The sequence below is a fragment of the Beduinella massiliensis genome (assembly GCF_900199405.1).
GTDB classification, from domain to species: domain Bacteria; phylum Bacillota; class Clostridia; order Christensenellales; family Aristaeellaceae; genus Beduinella; species Beduinella massiliensis.
On sequence record NZ_LT963430.1, the window covers coordinates 2986425 to 3004913 of the forward strand.

The 18489-nt window shown below is 56.6% G+C and carries 19 protein-coding genes; all 19 read right to left on the reverse strand.

From position 1 onward, the window contains the following. Window positions 1-67 precede the first annotated feature (67 nt). A complete protein-coding gene (locus C1725_RS14500; RefSeq protein WP_102412279.1) occupies window positions 68-4603 on the reverse strand; it encodes a Spy0128 family protein in 4536 nt (1511 codons plus the stop codon). Beyond that, entirely contained in the window at window positions 4531-6456 is a 1926-nt protein-coding gene (locus tag C1725_RS14505; protein WP_102412280.1) for a Cna B-type domain-containing protein, read from the reverse strand. Before C1725_RS14505 ends, C1725_RS14500 begins: the two co-directional genes overlap by 73 nt. 85 nt (window positions 6457-6541) lie before the next feature. Then, complete coding sequence (locus tag C1725_RS14510; RefSeq protein ID WP_102412281.1) at window positions 6542-8638, reverse strand: SH3 domain-containing protein; 2097 nt, start codon at window positions 8636-8638, stop codon at window positions 6542-6544. Window positions 8639-9881: 1243 nt separating this feature from the next. Continuing rightward, on the reverse strand, window positions 9882-10394 hold the full coding sequence (locus C1725_RS14515; protein ID WP_102412282.1) for a L17 family ribosomal protein: 513 nt from the start codon (window positions 10392-10394) through the stop codon (window positions 9882-9884). Window positions 10395-10423: 29 nt separating this feature from the next. Beyond that, entirely contained in the window at window positions 10424-11368 is a 945-nt protein-coding gene (locus tag C1725_RS14520; protein WP_102412283.1) for a DNA-directed RNA polymerase subunit alpha, read from the reverse strand. A 52-nt stretch (window positions 11369-11420) separates the two neighbouring features. Beyond that, entirely contained in the window at window positions 11421-12047 is a 627-nt protein-coding gene (rpsD, locus tag C1725_RS14525) for a 30S ribosomal protein S4 (RefSeq protein ID WP_102412284.1), read from the reverse strand. Between the two features lie 19 nt (window positions 12048-12066). Then, entirely contained in the window at window positions 12067-12468 is a 402-nt protein-coding gene (rpsK, locus tag C1725_RS14530; protein ID WP_102412285.1) for a 30S ribosomal protein S11, read from the reverse strand. A 15-nt stretch (window positions 12469-12483) separates the two neighbouring features. Further along, window positions 12484-12861, reverse strand: a complete 378-nt coding sequence (gene rpsM / locus C1725_RS14535; RefSeq protein WP_102412286.1) for a 30S ribosomal protein S13 — start codon at window positions 12859-12861, stop codon at window positions 12484-12486. A gap of 190 nt (window positions 12862-13051) precedes the next feature. After that, the gene (gene rpmJ, locus C1725_RS14540; protein ID WP_025434559.1) at window positions 13052-13165 is read right to left on the reverse strand and encodes a 50S ribosomal protein L36; all 114 of its coding nucleotides are present in this window, start codon (window positions 13163-13165) and stop codon (window positions 13052-13054) included. A 31-nt stretch (window positions 13166-13196) separates the two neighbouring features. Continuing rightward, window positions 13197-13418: a translation initiation factor IF-1 gene (infA, locus tag C1725_RS14545; RefSeq protein ID WP_102412287.1), complete on the reverse strand. Its 222-nt coding sequence runs from the start codon at window positions 13416-13418 to the stop codon at window positions 13197-13199. Window positions 13419-13421: 3 nt separating this feature from the next. Then, window positions 13422-13724: a KOW domain-containing RNA-binding protein gene (locus C1725_RS14550; RefSeq protein ID WP_102412288.1), complete on the reverse strand. Its 303-nt coding sequence runs from the start codon at window positions 13722-13724 to the stop codon at window positions 13422-13424. Next, window positions 13721-14491, reverse strand: coding sequence for a type I methionyl aminopeptidase (map, locus tag C1725_RS14555; RefSeq protein ID WP_102412289.1), 771 nt, complete (start codon window positions 14489-14491; stop codon window positions 13721-13723). The genes C1725_RS14550 and map overlap by 4 nt, the downstream gene beginning before the upstream one ends. A 1-nt stretch (window position 14492) precedes the next feature. Then, complete coding sequence (locus C1725_RS14560) at window positions 14493-15116, reverse strand: adenylate kinase (RefSeq protein ID WP_102412290.1); 624 nt, start codon at window positions 15114-15116, stop codon at window positions 14493-14495. Window positions 15117-15141: 25 nt separating this feature from the next. After that, a complete protein-coding gene (gene secY, locus C1725_RS14565; RefSeq protein WP_102412291.1) occupies window positions 15142-16386 on the reverse strand; it encodes a preprotein translocase subunit SecY in 1245 nt (414 codons plus the stop codon). Between the two features lies 1 nt (window position 16387). Next, window positions 16388-16828: a 50S ribosomal protein L15 gene (rplO, locus tag C1725_RS14570; protein WP_102412292.1), complete on the reverse strand. Its 441-nt coding sequence runs from the start codon at window positions 16826-16828 to the stop codon at window positions 16388-16390. 11 nt (window positions 16829-16839) lie between these two features. Further along, the gene (gene rpmD, locus C1725_RS14575; RefSeq protein ID WP_102412293.1) at window positions 16840-17022 is read right to left on the reverse strand and encodes a 50S ribosomal protein L30; all 183 of its coding nucleotides are present in this window, start codon (window positions 17020-17022) and stop codon (window positions 16840-16842) included. 13 nt (window positions 17023-17035) lie between these two features. After that, complete coding sequence (gene rpsE / locus C1725_RS14580) at window positions 17036-17533, reverse strand: 30S ribosomal protein S5 (protein WP_102412294.1); 498 nt, start codon at window positions 17531-17533, stop codon at window positions 17036-17038. Window positions 17534-17552: 19 nt separating this feature from the next. Then, window positions 17553-17921, reverse strand: a complete 369-nt coding sequence (rplR, locus tag C1725_RS14585) for a 50S ribosomal protein L18 (protein WP_102412295.1) — start codon at window positions 17919-17921, stop codon at window positions 17553-17555. An 18-nt stretch (window positions 17922-17939) separates the two neighbouring features. Beyond that, window positions 17940-18482: a 50S ribosomal protein L6 gene (gene rplF, locus C1725_RS14590; RefSeq protein WP_102412296.1), complete on the reverse strand. Its 543-nt coding sequence runs from the start codon at window positions 18480-18482 to the stop codon at window positions 17940-17942. Window positions 18483-18489: the final 7 nt, after the last annotated feature.

Genomic DNA, 18489 nt, shown 5'->3' on the forward strand with positions numbered 1-18489 from the left:
TTTCCTTAAAGGGCCCTCCGACCCGGGCGGAAACCGCCCGGGTCAGGGGGCGCTGTCTCTTGTGGGTTTATTCGAAGCAGTCGCCGACGTTCATGATCGTCCCGCCGAATCCGAGCGGTACCGCCAGTTCGTCGATGTTCAACAGTGTCGCGCCGCCTCCGTTATCCACCGTGTAGTTGTAGATGGCGTTGCCCACAATGGCCGTGTCATATCCTGCGACTTCGTCTTCAGTAACCGTGTAGTTGTACAGCTCGCCCGTCGCGCTATTGTACATCGGCAGACCCGTGAAGGTGTACTGGAGCGTTCCGTTCGGCAGCTCAGCGCTCGCCATCTGGATCCCGTTCTGGTACAGCCTTACGGTGATCGTCGGGTGGTTCGCGTTCGGGTCGTCCACCCAGATCTTGTTCGCCGTGTAGCTGATCGTCTCCTGCGCGATGCGGTTTGTGACGTCGTAGCCGTCGTATTCCGGCGCCCTGTAGCCCTCCACCTGATCCTCGGTGATCGCGTACGTGTAGGCCACACCCGCCTCATCATTCAAGGGCAGTTCGTCAAAGCTATACAGCCACTCGCCGTTCGGGTTCGCGCGCACCGTCTGTGCGGCGTATACCACGCCGTTTTGCAGCAGGTTAATCGTGATCTCCAGCGGACGTGTCAGAGAGTCGTTGTTCCCATCGATCCACGTCTTCCGGCCAGAAACACTCGTTGTAAGATACGCGTTCGTAAAGTTAAGCGCGTCGTAGTTCGCACTCGGCGTTACGCTCAGCGTCCCGTCTCCGTTGTCGGCCACGTTTACTACCACCGTATAGGTTGCCTGATCGTAAGTCACGCTTTCCAGCGTTCCCGCGGTCTCTGCCACCCGGTAGTGATGCGTTCCTACGCCCGTCAGGTCGTACGTGATCGGTGCAAAACCTATCGCTCCGTCCGCCGTATGGCCCGCCGTCTGCGTGTAACCGCCTTCAATTGCGTTGCCCTCTGCGTCCACTTCCGTTACCGTGAACTCAAACTCGTTCGCGTTCAGGTCGCGTCCGTTCAGCCTCTTTTCACCCGAAAGCGTCAGGCTGCCTTCCGCCTCATACTCGTTCGCAAACTCGATCACTTCTGCCGTCTCCGGCTCTCCGCCTTCTCCCGGCTTCGTGATCTTCGTCACGCTCGTCGTCAGGCTTCCATCTCCGGCGTCTGCCACGCTCGCTTCTACCGTGTACATCGTTCCGTCATACGTCACGCCCTGCGTACTTCCTATGACCTCCGTCACCTGGTAGTAATGCGTTCCTACGCCCGCCAGGTCGTACGTGATCGGGCCGAACTCTATCTCCCCGTCCGCCGTATGGCCCGTCGTCTGCGTGTAGCCGCCTTCAATGGCGTTGCCCTCGGCGTCTACTTCCGTTACCGTGAACTCAAACTCGTTCGCGTTCAGGTCGCGTCCGTTCAGCGTCTTTTCGCCCGAAAGCGTCAGGCTGCCTTCCGCCTCGTACCCGTTCGTGAAGTTCAGCGCGTTGTAGTTCGCGCTCGGCGTCACGCTCAGCCTCCCGTCTCCGTTGTCCGTCACGTCCACGTCTACCGTATACGCCGCGTCGGAGTACGTCACGCCTCCCAGCGTTCCCGCGGTCTCTGCCACCCGGTAGTGATGCGTTCCTACGCCCGTCAGGTCGTACACGATCGGTGCAAAACCTATCGCTCCGTCCTCCGTGTGGCCCGCCGTCTGCGTGTAGCCGCCTTCAATGGCGTTGCCCTCGGCGTCTACTTCCGTTACCGTGAACTCAAACTCGTTCGCGTTCAGGTCTCGTCCGTTCAGCGTCTTTTCGCCTAAAAGCGTCAGGCTGCCTTCCGCCTCGTACCCGTTCGTGAAGTTCAGCGCGTTGTAGTTCGCGCTCGGCGTCACACTCAGCCTCCCGTCTCCGTTATCCGTCACGTCCACGTCTACCGTATACGCCGCGTCGGAGTACGTCACGCCGCCCAGCATTCCCGCGGTCTCTGCCACCCGGTAGTGATGCGTTCCTACGCCCGTCAGGTCGTACACGATCGGTGCAAAACCTATCGCTCCGTCCTCCGTGTGGCCCGCCGTCTGCGTGTAGCCGCCTTCAATGGCGTTGCCCTCGGCGTCTACTTCCGTTACCGTGAACTCAAACTCGTTCGCGTTCAGGTCTCGTCCGTTCAGCGTCTTTTCGCCCGAAAGCGTCAGGCTGCCTTCCGCCTCGTACCCGTTCGTGAAGTTCAGCGCGTTGTAGTTCGCGCTCGGCGTCACGCTCAGCCTCCCGTCTCCGTTGTCGCTTACCGTTACCGTCACCGTATAGACCGTCCCGTCTACCGTGATGCCGGCTCTGTTCACGTTCGTTTCTTTCACTTCATACGTGTGCACTCCCGGCTTCGTGTAGGCCAGATCGAAGCGCAGATTCCGGTTCGCTTCTGTCGCCGTCGTCTTCTGCGGGGCGGTCAGCTTATCCGCCACCTCGCCCGACGTCGTCTCTGTCAATGTGAACTCGAATTCGTCTTCTTCTGTCCATTCGCGTCCTGTCAGCGTCTTCGTTCCGCTTAGCTCCAGCGTCGTCTCATCCACACTGTACACATTCTCGAAGTCCGCGCTTCCTATCGCGTTAGCCGTCAGCGTCCCATCTCCGTTGTCGCTTACCGTTACGCTTATCGTCTTCTCGCTCAAGTCGTACGTCGTTCCGTCTTTCCGCGGGTTCCCCGCATTCACGCCATCCGGTACGTTCTCCGTCACCGTATACGTGTGCTCTCCCGCTTCCGTGTACGTGATGCTCGACGGCGTAAATGCTATCGCTCCATTTGCTCTCGCTACGCCCGTCGCCACTTCATTCCCGTTTTCCTTGACGCTAAACGTAAATTCCTCTCCGGGCTTCCACGCTCGCCCTGTCAGCGTCTTCGTTCCGCTTAGCCCTAGCGTCGTCGGGCTTACAGCATACCTGTTTACGACTTCGACCGTATTGGAATCATTTCCGATCTCGATAGTGTTCGAACCGCTTTCGGTCCCTCCATTAATCTTATACCCAACGTTCCATCCGCCATGAAGTATTTCGGTAACCGCAATACGGGTGCCGATCGGTATTCCGTCAATCGTGTTGGATATTGAGTTACCGTTCGCGTCTTGATAAGAAAATCCACCATTTCCTTCATAGACTGCAAACAGACTGCCCGATACAGGTGTGCTTCCATATTGGATTTCAAACTTACTTCCAACCGGCGGCCAATGGATGCTACCGTCGTCATTCTCGCCGATGGTCTTGGTGATCGTCAAACTGCCGGTTTGCTGTGTGTTGATAACGGTATAGCCGCTGTTCTCGCTGCCGCTGACCGCCACCGTATACTTCACACCGTTTACAGTCGCCGCATTTCCAACCACTGCTACCCCGTTTATCGTCAATTCGCTAACGGTATAGGTATAGTTGGTTTTACCATCTGCAGAGGTTGCGGGCAAACTGGACCACGTGGTCGACCAACCACCTGCTTTATTCAGCAATCTGGGCTCTCCCACGCGCGTGTTCGTATTGCGCATCAACTGAACTTGCACATTCAAGTTATTATCCTGCGACAGGCTTTCCGGGATCCACTTCTTCTCGGCCCTCACATCAGCTGTTTTACGCGTATTCGTAAAGGTCACCCTATTTGTTCCCGGTACAATGGCTACAGATGATCCGTTCCTGTTCCCATTTGTACCCTCGACCTTCGAAAGCGTCCAGCCGTTGGGCACGGTCTCTGTAATTTGATAGCTCTGGCCGATCTTGACCAAATGAGTGCTGCTCTGGCCAGACTTCAAATTAATCGGTGTATTGTCGGTCGTAATACCGCTAACTTGGAACTTAAAAGCGATATTGCTGCTATCTTCTCCCGTCGGATCAACGATCTTCTTGGTCAATACAAGCCAAGCATTCGTCAACGTATTGATAATCGTATAGTCCGTCTGATTGTAGGTCGTGGTGTACAGCTTGGTCCACTCTTCCGTGTCCGGACGTACCTCTTTCACCGTATAAATGATCAGCTTGCCATCGTTATCGTATTTCGGCACATCTTCAAATACGAACTTCCACTCATCAGACGCAGTGGCTGTGGTTGTTTTAACGACGCTGCCGCCAGCCAACAGTTGAACCTGAATGGACGCGGGGCGTGCATCTTCGTGATCCGTATCGCCCTCCCATTTTTTCTCTCCGTTGATCGTCGTGAGTTGCACATTGGTAATCGCAAAGCCGTCCGTCGTCTGCTTGATTACCCCCTCTGCATAGCCGTCTACCAGCGGTTCCTCTACGGTATACGTGTACGGGTTCCCGTTTCTGTCTTTAGCCGGAAGTTTATCAAATGTCACCGTCCAGCCACTCGTCGCGTTCATTTTCTGTTCGGAGTATCTTAGGCCATTGCGCAGCAAATAGATGGACAGCTCGCTTGGGCGGTTTGTGCTATCCTCGCCGTCACGCCAAAGCTTCTCTACCTTTACAGTACGGTCGCCATCATATACGCTCTTATTGGTCACACTGGTACCCGAAATATCGGGATCAAGATAGACCGCTTCCCCTTGAGGATTTACATTATCTTCCGATGCGATATAATAATTATACCGCGCTTCGTGGCGCCGCCAATTTCGTAGGTATACCACCTTTCAAGATCGGACACCTTCAGCATCCAAATGTTAGCATTGGAATCAGACGCTTGATCCTTAGAAAGGGTAACTTTCTTAGACCAATCGTCTTTCGGATTTACAGGATCAGAGGTCCTCTTAAGCGTTACGGTTACAGCATCGGGCCGCTTGTTCTGAGCATCGTTTACGTCATCCCAAATCTTCGTTACGGTGATGACCGTATCCTGCTCTTCATGTTCCAAATTCAGCAGCTCAGAAATATCAAGGATTACATCATAGCCCCAGTTATTCGGGCACGCCTCGATCGCCGCAGCCAACTGTGCGCCGTTGAGCGATACGTCAAACGGTTTGTCGATTGCATATTCATCGCCGTTGCTTGTCTTTAGCACGCCGCTTACGTTAAAGTGAAGCGTAATCTTCGTCTTATCTGGATCGATCGCTGTCTTTCGGTCTAAACTCGTCGAAAATTTTGTTTCATATTCCATGATTCCGCCTTTATTGTCTTGCGGTTTCATCGAATCATTGGTAACAAGCTTCTTACCCTCAACTGTAACGTTGAGAACCGGATTGGTGACAGATACTTGGCCGGTATAGATCGTCTTTGTTTCGTCGTCAATATACACCACGTTGCCGTCAAGCCGAACATTGATATGCGTAAGCTTCTGATTCGGCGGCGTAGTCGTCTTTTGGGGGACATACATGGCTGTGTCGGCTACGTCTGCACTTGTTCCGTCAGCACGCACCGCAACCAGTTTAGCCCCGTCCGTACCGTCTTTTACGATTTGGTAATATGCCACTTTTTCCTTGTATGCGCTAACCTGCAGATAATTCGTCAGGTTCGCGCCGTTGCGTTGGCCGTTTATATTGCTGAAACGGCCGATCCATTGTTTTTCTCCCGTGTAGAAAGGCTGGTTCGTCGCATAAACAATTCCTAGCGGGTCTGTCCCCGTCAACTGGCTGGCATAGAATATCTGACCGATATAATTTGCCGGAATCGTGATGCTGCCAGACGAAACGTACTTGGCGATCTCCGCCTCAGTATTCCCTCTCCAGAGCCACGCGCTGCCGTCGTCCTCGGCGTACTGTTGCGGCAATTTGGTCGTCGGAAACTCAAAAGCATACTTATGCTCGACCACCTTGCCGACTGCATAAGAAGATACGTTTCCTTCGCTATCTAAGGGCGCCAGCTTATACGCGTCATTATCCTGAACAACCTGCACCTTTGTGCATGCTCCCTGATAGGCATTCTGCTCGTCGACCAGGATAAAGCTTGAGCCATCCGTCAGATTTGTCAGCGCAAAAGTATCGCCAACTTGACCATAGAGGCTGATTACAACGTCAGAATCATCATAAAGCTGGTAAGCGTCTGTGCTCGTATTATTCGTATAATCGTAAGTTGTGACCCTCGTGAGCTCTCGCAATCCGATCTCAGCAGCTACCACCGTTGGGGTGGTTTGCTCTTCGAGCGCGACCAGATTGTTTCCGCTCAGATCCTGGCCTGCGCTACCTGTAGGAACAACCTCACCGTTTTTTATGGCGAAATACGCAACAGTCCCCACCTGCTGTCCGTCGCTCCTCTGTGCCACAAGCCAATCCATATTTAGATCGCCTGTGTCGGTAACATAAATAGGGGAACCCGGATCAATCTTCTGTCCGTTTACACCGCGCACAGTTACTATTTGGGCATTTGCGGAATCAACGGTATTTTTGTAAATGGTTAATTGTTTTTCTACCGTCACCCCGGCGCCTTTCAGCGCATTCATAATAGCCATGGCACCGCTTGCATCGGCCAATGCACTAACGGGCATGGTGTTCAGCAATAGCATGACCGCCGTCATGATTGCCAGGATTTGCTTTATACGATATTTCATGGATAGCCCTCCTTATCGCGTACTGTAAAGCTTATGAGCAGGGAACCGGCAAAAGCGATTCCTTCGCTTTCGCCTCGATATCCTCTTATTTCAGTTCCTCCGCCACATCAATCCTGACGCGCCAAGCTGTCAGCAAATTGCTTTCAGTCAGTACTACGGTATATTCATCCGCATTCGCTTCAGGCTGATCCTGCCAGTGTCCGGTAATATTTCCGTTCCAATCGGTTGCAGCAAACTGCCATTGCAAAGTATAGCTTGCCTCTTCATATCCGCCAAGAATACACCGCAAGGTGACTGAGTCGCCCAGCCGGAAATCCTGCGGAATGTCCATAACGATATAGGCGCTGCGCTCAGCGCCCGTTTCGTTATGGCCAAGGAACCCTGCTTCCACATAACCGATTAAATCTCCGATAGAAATTTTCGCAAAGTCTCCCTCTACAGAAAGCACCTTTATCGCAGATGCACTCATCAACTGGGCCAGAACTTCGGATTCTACCGCCGGTTCAGCATAGACGTTAACGAAAGCATCTTCCTCCTGCGCTTTAATAATGGCGTCATATCCTTCTAGCTCCTCTGGCGTCGCCGTCGGCTCCAACGTCGCTTCCGGTTCCTGAGTCGCAGCAGGAAGTTCACCTAACTTCACGAACTTCGCGGCCACATAGCCCGTAATCTCTTCGCGTTCGATGCTCATGCCACGCACCCGATACCAGCCGTCCGCTTCGCCCAGCACCTCAATCCCTGTCGTGTCATATATACGGCCAATGAGTGCAGAATCCGAATTGGCCGCCTCGCGCACATTCACGGATGCGCCATTCACAGTGATGCTTCCCAGATATAGAACCTTGTCCGGTTCCACCGTCGCTTCGGGCTCAGCCGTCGCTTCGGGCTCAACCGTCGCTTCAGGCTCCACCGTCGCTTCGGGCTCCACCGTCGCTTCAGGCTCAACCGTCGCTTCCGGTTCCACCGTCGCTTCAGGCCCAGCCGTCGCTTCCGGTTCCGCCGTCGCTTCCGGTTCCGCCGTCGCTTCCGGTTCCGCCGTCGCTTCCGGTTCCGCCGTCGCTTCAGGTTCCGCCGTCGCTTCAGGCTCAATCGTCGCTTCGTTCTTTTCCTCTTCCGTCTTTATCTGGAACGCCTTGTCCGCGAAGAGCACGATGTCCTCGCCCTGGGCGATGCCGTCATAACCGAGGATCTCATAGCGATCGTTCTGCAATCTGAAATCTTGCTTGGCTTCGGAGAGCTTTACGTCGTCCTTCTCTACGCACCACTTCCAGGCGTTGCGCAGGTCGTTTGCTTTCAGGTCGTATTCCTTTAGCATCGCGCGCAGGTCGTCCTTGCTCACATAGCAGACGCCGCCGTCGCGCTCGATGTCCATCTTGCCGATCTCTTCATACTCGCCGTCGATCATCAGCATGAAGATCGCCCGGCCGGTCGGCAGCTCGGGTGCCTCGGTCGGTTCGACCGCCGGTGCTTCGGTGGGTACTGGCGTCGGGGCAGCTTCCGGCGTAGGCTCCGAGGTAGGCTCCGCAGTCGCTGGTGCCGTCGGCGCTTCCGTCGGCTCAGTCACCGGCGCTTCCGTCGCCGGAACATCGGTCGGTTTCACCTCTTCTGCCTGCTGCTTCGCCGCTTCTTCCTCAGCAGCCTTCTTCGCCGCTTCTTCTTCGGCCTTTCTTGCTGCTTCTTCCTCGGCAGCCTTCTTCGCCGCTTCTTCTTCGGCCTTTCTTGCTGCTTCTTCCTCGGCAGCCTTCTTCGCCGCTTCTTCCTCAGCCTTTCTCGCTGCTTCTTCCTCGGCAGCCTTCTTCGCCGCTTCTTCCTCAGCCTTGCGAGCTGCTTCCTCCTCGGCGGCCTTCTTCGCTGCTTCTTCTTCGGCCTTTCTCGCTGCTTCTTCCTCAGCCCTGCGGGCCGCTTCCTCGGCAGCCTTACGCTCGGCCTCTTCCTGCGCTTTACGCGCGGCCTCCTCCTCGGCCCTGCGAGCAGCTTCTTCAGCTTCTCTGCGCGCAGCTTCCTCGGCCTCGCGTGCCGCTTCTTCAGCTGCGCTGTTGTCCACTTCTTCCACCTGACCGTCCTCGTTGGCGTAGATGTGGATCATCTTGTCGATGGCGTCGTTTGAAATCAGGATAAACGCGAGCAGGCCCGCGAGAATCCATCTGAACGCCTTGGTTTCGTAAAACTTCTTGTTTTTCATATTCTGACCATCCTTCCATGCGATCGATTTGTATGTTCTAAAGCGGATTTACGTCTAATCTGTTCTGATCCTTCCGGATACGCTCGTCGAGAAGGAATCGTTTGCCGCCCCTATCTTTTTCTGTGGAGGCTGTCCGCGTGTTGCCGCCTTTCTATTAAAGGCTGGCCGTTCTTCTCTCAAAGTCTGCCCTGCCTGTTCCTCGCTGAGGCTGCCGCAGACAATCGCAGACCTTTTACAGATGCGCCGCTGTCGTTCGTTCCTCATGTTTCGCCCTATCGCGAGGCTATCGCATCGCGGCTGATTTAACAGCCAACACGCCCCTCGCGGAACATGATAAAAGCCAGGACTGCCGCCCGAACAGATGCTCCGAACTGTTCTCGTCGCCATGCATTCCAGCCCGTCTCTGTCTGGCAGGTGAATGCTGCCGATATTTTGGCGAAAGGTGCGCCAATATCCATGGCTTCCGGCCGTTTCTTCACAGAATCGTTTTCCTGTCCCCTTCATCGCCGCACCTCCATCTTCCCCGCATTCCGCTGATCCACGCCAGATATTCGCGTCTTATCAGAAAAAGCATATGTATCGTGTTGATCCGTAAGTCGGGATTGTGAGAAGCAAACTTGCTTCGCATAATTCCGGCTATTTCTTTTTTTACCCATCACAAAACTTATGCTTTTATTGCCAAGCCTCGCTGCGATATTTCGTAGCGCAGCAAGAATGGATGGATTTCAATCCAATCTTATTTTATCCCAACGCTTCCTCACATGTCAATGCTTGGCAGCTTTGCGGAGGTATTAATTTTTACTTAATACTTCACGTTTTTGGCGTTTTATCCCCCCGTTTGCGCAGCAAACAGACCTAAAGTCTATACTAAAATTATCTTTCGTAATCTCCGTTATTTATACGCTTTCCGGCCCTTACGGGTTGTTTTCACAAGCTATCGTCTAAAGCAGTTTGCGCATAAAGACCAGTAGTCTGTATGCGCAGACCAGCGACCAACGATGCCCTATCGACTGCCTTTAAGGACAAAACTGTGTTTAATCTGAAAACATCCGCTTGGACAGAAAGCATTGCGCAGTTCTTCAAGCCGGTTTATGACTATGGATTTACGTCCCTCTTCTGAAGAGATACAAAAAAGCCGCTACGGGATTGCCCCCATAACGGCTCCGTGCGTTTACCCGGCACAGCGATATGATTTATTGCATACAAGAAAAGCGCCCCTCCCAGCGGAAGGACGCTTGACGTATCACACCAGCTCCAGAATGACCATCTCGGCCGCGTCGCCGCGTCGCGGGCCCTTCTTCACGATGCGGGTGTAGCCGCCGGCGCAGTTCTTCTCTTCGTTGCGCTTCTTGTACTTGGGACCGATCTCGGTGAAGAGCTTCTCTACGCAGGGATACTTCACGTCCTTCGTGCGCTCCCGGTACTCCGACTTGCTCTCGTCCGCCTTCTTCTGCTCCTGCATGTTGTACAGGTAAGCCATGATCAGACGGCGGGCATGCAGCTTGGAGGGGCTGTCGTTGCGCACCGTGACGGTGACGGTCTGACCCTTGTCGTTGTTGAAGGTCTTGGTAGCTTCGATATTGTTGTCGCACTCGCGCACGGCCAGCGTGATCAGGCGCTCGGCGGCGGAGCGAACCTCCTTCGCGCGGGCCAGCGTGGTCTCGATGCGGCCGTACCAGATCAGGTTGGTGACCTGGTTGCGCAGCAGCGCCTTCCGCTGGTCGGCGGTCCGGCCCAGTTTGCGTTGATATGCCATGAGTGGAAACCTCCTTCAAATCACAGTGCTTATTCGTCGTTGGCACGCAAGGCCAATCCCAGCGCGGCCAGCTTCTGCTCGACCTCTTCCAGGGACTTCTTGCCCAGATTGCGGACCTTCATCATGTCTTCCTGATTGCGCTGAACCAGTTCAGCCACGGTGTTGATGCCCGCACGCTTCAGACAATTGTAGGCACGGACCGAAAGATCCAGTTCCTCAATGGTCATCTCAAGAACTTTTTCCTTTTTGTCATCTTCCGGCTCGTTAAAGTCGACGGGCATCACATGCTCCGTGAGGTTTACGAACAGCGTCAGATGGCCCGAAAGGATCTTCGCCGCCAGGCTGATGGCTTCGTCCGGCAGAATGCTGCCATCCGTCCATACTTCCAGCGTCAGCTTGTCAAAGTCCGTGATCTGACCCACACGCGTGTCTTCCACCACGTAGTTCACCTTGCGAATGGGGGTGAAGATGGAATCCACCGGAATGACGCCGATGGGCGTATTGGGCTGCTTGTTGCGATCCGCGGAAACGTATCCACGACCCTTTTCAAGCGTCACGTGCATCACCAGATGCGCATCCTCGTTGAGGGTGGCGATGTGCAGGTCCTTGTTGATGACCTCCACCTCGTCGTCCACCTCAAGCGCGGCGGCGGTGAGCTCGCACGGTCCTTTCACGTCGATGCTGATTAGCTTCGTGCCTTCGCTATACAGCCGAGCAGAGAGTTCTTTGAGGTTGAGGATGATCTCGGTCACGTCTTCCTTCACGCCGGGCACAGCCGAAAACTCGTGCTGAATCCCTTCGATGCGGATGCTGGAGACCGCGACGCCCGGAAGCGAAGAGAGCAGCACGCGGCGCAGCGAGTTGCCCAGCGTGTGGCCGAAACCACGTTCCAGGGGCTCGATGACGAATTTACCGTAGCAATTGTTCTCACCGGTTTCCAGTCGTTCGATCCGGGGCTTTTCGATTTCGATCATTCAACAAACCCTCCTCAATATAGCCGTCGTCGAGGGAGAAAGGTAACTCTCATTAACGAGAGTAAAGCTCGACGATGAGGTGCTCTTCGATGGAGAGATCGACATCTTCACGCGTCGGCAGAGCAGTGACGGTAGCCGTCAGGTTCTCGGCATCGAGGGTCAGCCACTTCGGGACGATGCGGCCAGTGCCTTCACGCAGGTTCTTGAAGTGAACCTGCTCCTTGCTGCGGGCACGAACGGTAATCACGTCATTCGCGGACACCAGATAGGAAGGAATATCCACCTTCTTGCCGTTGACCAGAATGTGGCCATGACGGACAAGCTGGCGGGCCTGCGGGCGGGACGCGCCCAGGCCAAGGCGGTACACGACGTTGTCCAGACGGCGCTCCAGCAGCTGCAGGAGGTTGTCGCCGGTGACGCCCTTCATGCTGGCCGCCTTCTCGTAGTAGCGAACGAACTGGCCTTCCAGCACGCCGTATGCGCGGCGGGCCTTCTGCTTCTCGCGAAGCTGCGTGCCATACTCGCTCATCTTCTTCTGACGAGCCTGACCATGCTGGCCGGGAGGGGTGGGACGCGCGCTCACAGCGCACTTCGCGGAGAAGCAGCGCTCGCCCTTCAAGAAGAGCTTCGTACCCTCGCGGCGGCACAGACGGCAAACGGAACCTGTATATCTAGCCATTTTGTCTATACCTCCTAAATTACACTCTTCTGCGCTTGGGCGGACGGCAGCCGTTGTGCGGGATCGGCGTAACGTCCTTGATCATGTTGACCTCCAGACCCGCCGCCTGCAGCGAACGAATCGCCGCTTCGCGTCCGGAGCCCGGGCCCTTGACGTAGACTTCGACGGTCTTCAGACCGTATTCCATCGCGGCCTTCGCGGCCGTCTCGGCAGCCGTCTGGGCGGCAAAGGGCGTCGACTTCTTGGAGCCGCGGAAGCCTAAGCCGCCAGCGGACGCCCAGGACAGGGCGTTGCCCTGCGTGTCGGTCAGCGTGACGATGGTGTTATTGAAAGAGGAGCGGATGTGGGCGGCGCCGCGTTCCACGAGCTTGCGCTCGCGACGCTTGCGGGCCGTCTTCTTCAGCTTCTGCTTAGGTGCCATTGTGAATCCCTCCTATTACTTCGTGGCCTTCTTCTTGCCAGCAATCGTCTTCTTCGGGCCCTTACGGGTACGCGCGTTCTGCTTGGTGTTCTGTCCGCGTACCGGCAGGCCGCGGCGATGACGAACGCCACGATAGCAACCGATTTCCACAAGGCGCTTGATGTTCAGAGACACATCGCGGCGAAGGTCGCCCTCCACCTTGAGGTTGTGCTCGATATACTCACGCAGCTTGCCGACTTCCTGCTCCGTGAGGTCCTTCACGCGGGTATCGGGGTTCACGCCCGTGGCCTTCAGCGTGGCCTGGGCGGTCTTCAGTCCGATACCGAAGATGTAGGTAAGGCCAACTTCAACGCGCTTGTCGCGCGGCAGGTCTACACCCGAAATACGTGCCATGTTCTACATGCACCTCCAGATAGTTCGCTTCTTAAAATACAGTGAAATGTATGAAAAGTCGCATGGAACACAAGCTCATGCTTGCGCAGCCGCCCAAGCGATCCTTCCTGTCATGACCATGCGCCCGCCGCGTGACGGCGAGTGCATCATGTACGCCGCAAAGCAATTCCTCCGGCGTCCGCCGCGGAAATCAGCCCTGCTTCTGCTTGTGCTTGGGGTTCTCGCAGATGACCATCACGCGGCCCTTGCGCTTGATGATCTTGCACTTTTCGCAAATGGGTTTGACCGACGGTCTGACTTTCATGCCAAGATCCTCCTAATCCAATGTGTCAGCCTCAGCCCTTGCTGCGCCAGGTGATGCGTCCCCTGGTCAGATCATAGGGAGAGAGCTCAATGGTTACCTTATCGCCCGGGTAGATGCGGATGAAGTTCATGCGCATTTTTCCCGAGATATGGGCCATGATGCGGTGCCCACCCGGCAGCTCCACTTGGAATACTGCGTTGGGCAGCGCTTCGATGACGGTGCCTTCTACTTCGATATTATCGCTCTTAGCCAACCCTCAGCCCTCCTTACGCGGCGGTAGCGTGTCGGCGTAACCGGCCGCTTCCAGACAGTTGCGCAGCTCGGAGTCAAAGACAATCTTCCCCTCCTGGAGCTTTGCCTGAACGCTGGCAATACATTCCGGTCTTGCCGTTAAATGCTTGATCTTTTTCTTCTTTGGATTGTCTACTTTACGCAGACAGCCGTTTGCAATGGCCACATATTCGCCGTCGATGATCCCCACGACGACGTAGTGACTTCCTGCGTCGCGCCCGGCCTTGGAGTAAACCACGCGACCGATTTCCATCGGGAAAGAGGTCATCGGTTTCCCTCCTTGCCGTACCCGGGAAGCGTCAAGATTTCAGGCTCCCCACCGGTAATGGCGATGGTGTGTTCATAGTGAGCGCAGAGGCTCCCGTCACTGGTCACGACCGTCCAGCCGTCTTTCAGCGTCTTGACCGCCCAGTGACCGGCCGCGATCATCGGCTCCACGGCAAGCGTCATGCCGGCGCGGAGCCTCGGGCCGTGTCCGGGGATGCCGTAATTGGGTACCTCGGGGTCTTCGTGCATTTCCCGGCCGATGCCGTGTCCGCAAAGCGCCCGCACGGCCGAATAGCCGTGTGCTTCCACGAAGGTCTGCACTGCGTGTCCGATATCGCTGATGCGGTTTCCTTCACGCGCCTGCGCGATGCCTTCAAAGAAGCTCCGCTCTGTCACGTCGATCAGGCGCTGCGCTTCTGGGCTGATCTGGCCCACGCCCGCCGTAAAGGCGCTGTCCGCCTGCCAGCCGTCCAGAACCAGTCCGCCGTCGATCGAGATGATCGACCCTTCACGCAGCACGGTATTGCCGGGAATGCCGTGCACCACCTGCTCGTCGACCGACGTGCAGAGGCTCGCGGGATACCCTTCGTAGTGCAGGAAGGACGGAACCGCGCCGTGCCTGCGGATGAGCTGCTCCGCAAAGTGATCCAGCTCTTTCGTCGTGATGCCGGGCTCAATCCGGGCCTTGACCTGTGTGAGAACCTCGTGCAGAAGCGCGCCGGCCTCACGCATTTTTGCGATTTGCGAAGGATTTTTAATGCTGATCATATTACACTCCCAGCGCTTTGAGGATGTCTGCGAAGCAGTCATCCAGCGGCTGCGAACCATCCACGGTCCTCAGCAGACCCTGTTTACCGTAGAAATCGATCAGCGGCGCCGTCTGATCGTGATAGACCTTCAGGCGATTGAGGACGGTCTCCGCCTTATCGTCGTCGCGCTGGATCAGCGCGGCGCCGCACTTGTCGCAGTCCGTCTTGCCGCTCAGGCGGCTTTCGTGGTATGTCGCGCTGCAAGCCGGACATACGCGCCGTCCGGAAAGACGGGCGACCAGCTTGTCGTCGCTGACTTCGATGTCGACCACCGCGTCGATCCTGGCGAAGCCGCTCAGCGCCTGCGCCTGGGGAACGGTGCGCGGGAAGCCGTCCAGTATATATCCGTTTTGGCAATCCGGCATCGCCAGGCGCTCGCGGACGATGTCGATGACGACATCGTCGGGCACGAGCTGTCCCTGGTCGATGAAAGCCTTCGCCTTCAGACCGGTCTCGGTCTGCTCCTTGATCGCTTTACGGAGAATATCGCCCGTGGAAATCTGCGGGATGTTCAGCCGTTCGCACACGCGCACAGCCTGCGTCCCCTTGCCCGCGCCGGGCGGGCCAAGAAATACCACATTCATTGCGGTTCCTCCTTCCGGATACATCTTAGAGGAAGCCCTTGTAGTGACGCATCAGCATCTGGCTCTCAAGCTGGCGCATCGTCTCAATGGCGACGGAAACGGCGATCAGCATGGAAGAAGCCGCAAACGGCACCCGCATGCCTGCCAGATTCGTCATCAGGGTCGGCAGCGTCGCAAGCACAGCCAGGAAGATGGCGCCGAACAGCGTCAGACGGTTGGAGACACGGGAGAGATAATCGCTCGTGGGCTTGCCCTGGCGAATGCCCGGGATCGTACCGCCGTACTGCTGCATGTTCTTGCTGATATCCACCGGATTAAAGGTGATGCTCGTGTAGAAGAAGGTGAAGCCCACGATCAGCAGAGCCAGGACGATCTGATAGAATCCGCCGCTCGTGAAGTTATTCCACCAAATAGAGATGCCCGATTGCGGGAAAAACGCGAAGATGGTTCCGGGGAACTGCATCATCGAGAAGGCGAAGATCAGCGGCAGAACGCCGGTGGAGTTCACCTTCATCGGGATGTGGGTGGACTGACCGCCGTACATCTTGCGGCCGACCATGCGCTTCGCGTACTGAACCGGTACGCGGCGCTCGCCCATGTCCACGAAGGTCACGGCGACGATCATGATGAGCGCGCCGAGGATGATCGCGATGAACACGAACCAGCTGACGGTGCCCTGGAACAGACCGCTGACGCCCGAAACCGACCAGTTAAACAGGTTGGAGACGATGCCGGCGAAGATCAACAGCGAAATGCCGTTGCCGATGCCGTTCTCCGTGATGCGCTCGCCGATCCACATGGCCAGCGAGGTGCCGGCCGCCATGGACAGGCCGATCACGACGTAGGACACGAAGCCGCTCTTGGCGGAAGCGTGCATCGCGTACACCAGGCCGACAGCCTGAATGAAGGCGAGGATGACCGTCGTATAACGGGTATACTCGGTAATCTTCTTGCGGCCTTCCGGGCCTTCCTTGCTCAGCCGCTCCAGGGCCGGGATAGCCACGGTGAGCAGCTGCAGGATGATGGACGCGTTGATGTACGGGGTGATGCCCATTGCCATGACGGACATCTGAGACAGGCTGCCGCCGGTCATCATGTTCATGAAGCCCAGCAGGCTGAACTGCTCGATCGTGGAGGAAACCTTCGTCAGGTCAATGCCCGGAACCGGGATGACGCCGACCAGGCGGTAGATCAAAAGCATCAGCAGGGTGTAGAGGATCTTTTTGCGAAGATCCGGGATCCTCCATGCGTTGCGAAGCGTTTCCAGCATGTCAGATCACCTCAGCTTTCCCGCCGAGAGCCTCGATCTTCTCCTTTGCCGAACCCGTGAACTTCGCAGCCTTAACCGTCAGCTTCTTGGTCAGCTCGCCGTTGCCCAGGATCTTCACGCCGTCGAGCTCCTTCTTGATGAGGCCCGCGTCGATCATCTCCTGCGGTCCGACGACAGCGCCGTCCTCAAAGAGGTCGAGCTTGCTGACGTTCACGATCGCGTATTCCGTAGCAAAAATGTTGGTAAAGCCGCGCTTGGGCAGACGGCGCACCAGAGGCATCTGGCCGCCCTCAAATCCCGGGCCCTTGCCGCCGCCGCTGCGGGCTTTCGAGCCCTTGTGGCCCTTACCGGAGGTTTTGCCCAAACCGGAGCCGATGCCGCGGCCCAAACGCTTGGGCGCGGTTACGGAGCCGAGGGCCGGTTTCAACTCATTCAGCTTCATGGTGAACCTCCTCAGTCCTTAATCTCTACAACGTCAACCAGGTGCTTCACCTTGAAGATCATGCCGCGGATGGCGGGGTTATCTTCGAACACCTTCACCTGACGGATCTTGTGCAGGCCCAGCGCCTCGACGACCTTGATGTGATTCGGCTTGCTGGAGATCGGGGATTTCACGAGCGTTACTTGAAGTTTCATGTCATTCCCCTCCTTAACCCAGCAGTTCTTCGACGGTCTTGCCGCGCAGCTTGGCGACGTCTTCCGCCGTACGCAGCTGAGCAAGACCCGCGATCGTAGCCTTCACCATGTTGATGGGGTTGTTGGTGCCGTAGCTCTTCGTGCGGATATCCTTAATGCCGCACAGTTCGAGCACCGCACGCGCCGGGCCGCCGGCGATAACGCCGGTACCTTCGGGGGCGGGCAGCAGAACCACCTTGCCGGTGCCGAAGTAGCCGGTCGCCTCGTGCGGGATCGTGGTATTCACGCGGGCGACCGTGACTAGATGCTTCTTGGCATCCTCGACCGCCTTGCGAATCGCTTCAGGAATTTCCGTCGCCTTGCCAAGTCCGCAGCCCACGCGGCCGTTCTCGTCGCCGATGACAACCAGCGCTGCAAAGCGGAAGTTGCGGCCACCCTTGACGACCTTGGTAACGCGGTTGACAGAGACGAGTTTTTCTTTGAACTCGCTGACCTGTTCGTTACGCTGCATGCGTTTTTCCTCCCTCATATCAGAAGTCCAGTCCGGCTTCGCGGGCGCCCGCGGCCACTTCGGCCACACGACCGGTGTACACGTAGCCGCCGCGGTCGAAGACTACCTGCTTGATGCCAGCCTGGATCGCACGCTCAGCGACGACCTTGCCCACCAGCTTGGAAGCGCCCTTTTTATCCATCTCCGCGAGCTGACCCTTGATCATCGGATCCAGGGTGGACGCGGACACCAGGGTACGGCCAGCTTCGTCGTCAATCACCTGCGCATACATGTTGTTCAGGCTGCGATACACGCACAGACGCGGCATTTCGGCAGTGCCGCTGATCTTTTTGCGGACGCGCTCATGGCGAATCCTGCGGATTTCATTGCGATCTCTCTTATTGAACATTCGCGGTCACTCCCTTCCTTACTTCTTACCGGTCTTGCCTTCCTTGCGGCGGATGACTTCCGTTTCATACTTGATGCCCTTGCCGAGGTACGGCTCCGGCTTGCGGATGGCGCGGATGTCGGCCGCGAGGTTGCCGACCTGCTGCTTGGAGATGCCCTTCACGACGATCTTCGTCGGGGCGGGCGTCTCAAAGGTGATATTTTCCGGTGCTTCGAGGACGACCGGATGGCTGAAGCCGATGTTGATCGTGAGCGTCTTGCCCTGCGCCTGCGCGCGGTAGCCGGTGCCCACCAGCTCCAGATGCTTGGCATAGCCTTCAGTCACGCCGACGACCATGTTGTTCAGAAGCGAACGGTACAGGCCGTGCATGGACTTGTGCGGCTTATCGTCCGTGGGGCGGGTCAGGACAAGCTGGTTGCCCTCCTGCTTCACGGTGATGTCCTTGTTAACCTGCTGAGACAGCGTACCCTTGGGGCCCTTTACCGTAACGGTATTGTCGGCCGCAATGTCGACCGTGACGCCCGCAGGGATGGTGATCGGAAGCTTTCCGATTCGAGACATGTTCACA

Bases quoted from the DNA above. Each gene is read 5' to 3' on its own strand.
- C1725_RS14505 (WP_102412280.1), bottom strand. From the start codon at position 6,456: ATGAAATATCGTATAAAGCAAATCCTGGCAATCATGACGGCGGTCATG.
- C1725_RS14510 (WP_102412281.1), bottom strand. From the start codon at position 8,638: ATGAAAAACAAGAAGTTTTACGAAACCAAGGCGTTCAGATGGATTCTC.
- C1725_RS14515 (WP_102412282.1), bottom strand. From the start codon at position 10,394: ATGGCATATCAACGCAAACTGGGCCGGACCGCCGACCAGCGGAAGGCG.
- C1725_RS14520 (WP_102412283.1), bottom strand. From the start codon at position 11,368: ATGATCGAAATCGAAAAGCCCCGGATCGAACGACTGGAAACCGGTGAG.
- rpsD (WP_102412284.1), bottom strand. From the start codon at position 12,047: ATGGCTAGATATACAGGTTCCGTTTGCCGTCTGTGCCGCCGCGAGGGT.
- rpsK (WP_102412285.1), bottom strand. From the start codon at position 12,468: ATGGCACCTAAGCAGAAGCTGAAGAAGACGGCCCGCAAGCGTCGCGAG.
- rpsM (WP_102412286.1), bottom strand. From the start codon at position 12,861: ATGGCACGTATTTCGGGTGTAGACCTGCCGCGCGACAAGCGCGTTGAA.
- rpmJ (WP_025434559.1), bottom strand. From the start codon at position 13,165: ATGAAAGTCAGACCGTCGGTCAAACCCATTTGCGAAAAGTGCAAGATC.
- C1725_RS14550 (WP_102412288.1), bottom strand. From the start codon at position 13,724: ATGACCTCTTTCCCGATGGAAATCGGTCGCGTGGTTTACTCCAAGGCC.
- map (WP_102412289.1), bottom strand. From the start codon at position 14,491: ATGATCAGCATTAAAAATCCTTCGCAAATCGCAAAAATGCGTGAGGCC.
- C1725_RS14560 (WP_102412290.1), bottom strand. From the start codon at position 15,116: ATGAATGTGGTATTTCTTGGCCCGCCCGGCGCGGGCAAGGGGACGCAG.
- secY (WP_102412291.1), bottom strand. From the start codon at position 16,386: ATGCTGGAAACGCTTCGCAACGCATGGAGGATCCCGGATCTTCGCAAA.
- rplO (WP_102412292.1), bottom strand. From the start codon at position 16,828: ATGAAGCTGAATGAGTTGAAACCGGCCCTCGGCTCCGTAACCGCGCCC.
- rpmD (WP_102412293.1), bottom strand. From the start codon at position 17,022: ATGAAACTTCAAGTAACGCTCGTGAAATCCCCGATCTCCAGCAAGCCG.
- rpsE (WP_102412294.1), bottom strand. From the start codon at position 17,533: ATGCAGCGTAACGAACAGGTCAGCGAGTTCAAAGAAAAACTCGTCTCT.
- rplR (WP_102412295.1), bottom strand. From the start codon at position 17,921: ATGTTCAATAAGAGAGATCGCAATGAAATCCGCAGGATTCGCCATGAG.
- rplF (WP_102412296.1), bottom strand. From the start codon at position 18,482: ATGTCTCGAATCGGAAAGCTTCCGATCACCATCCCTGCGGGCGTCACG.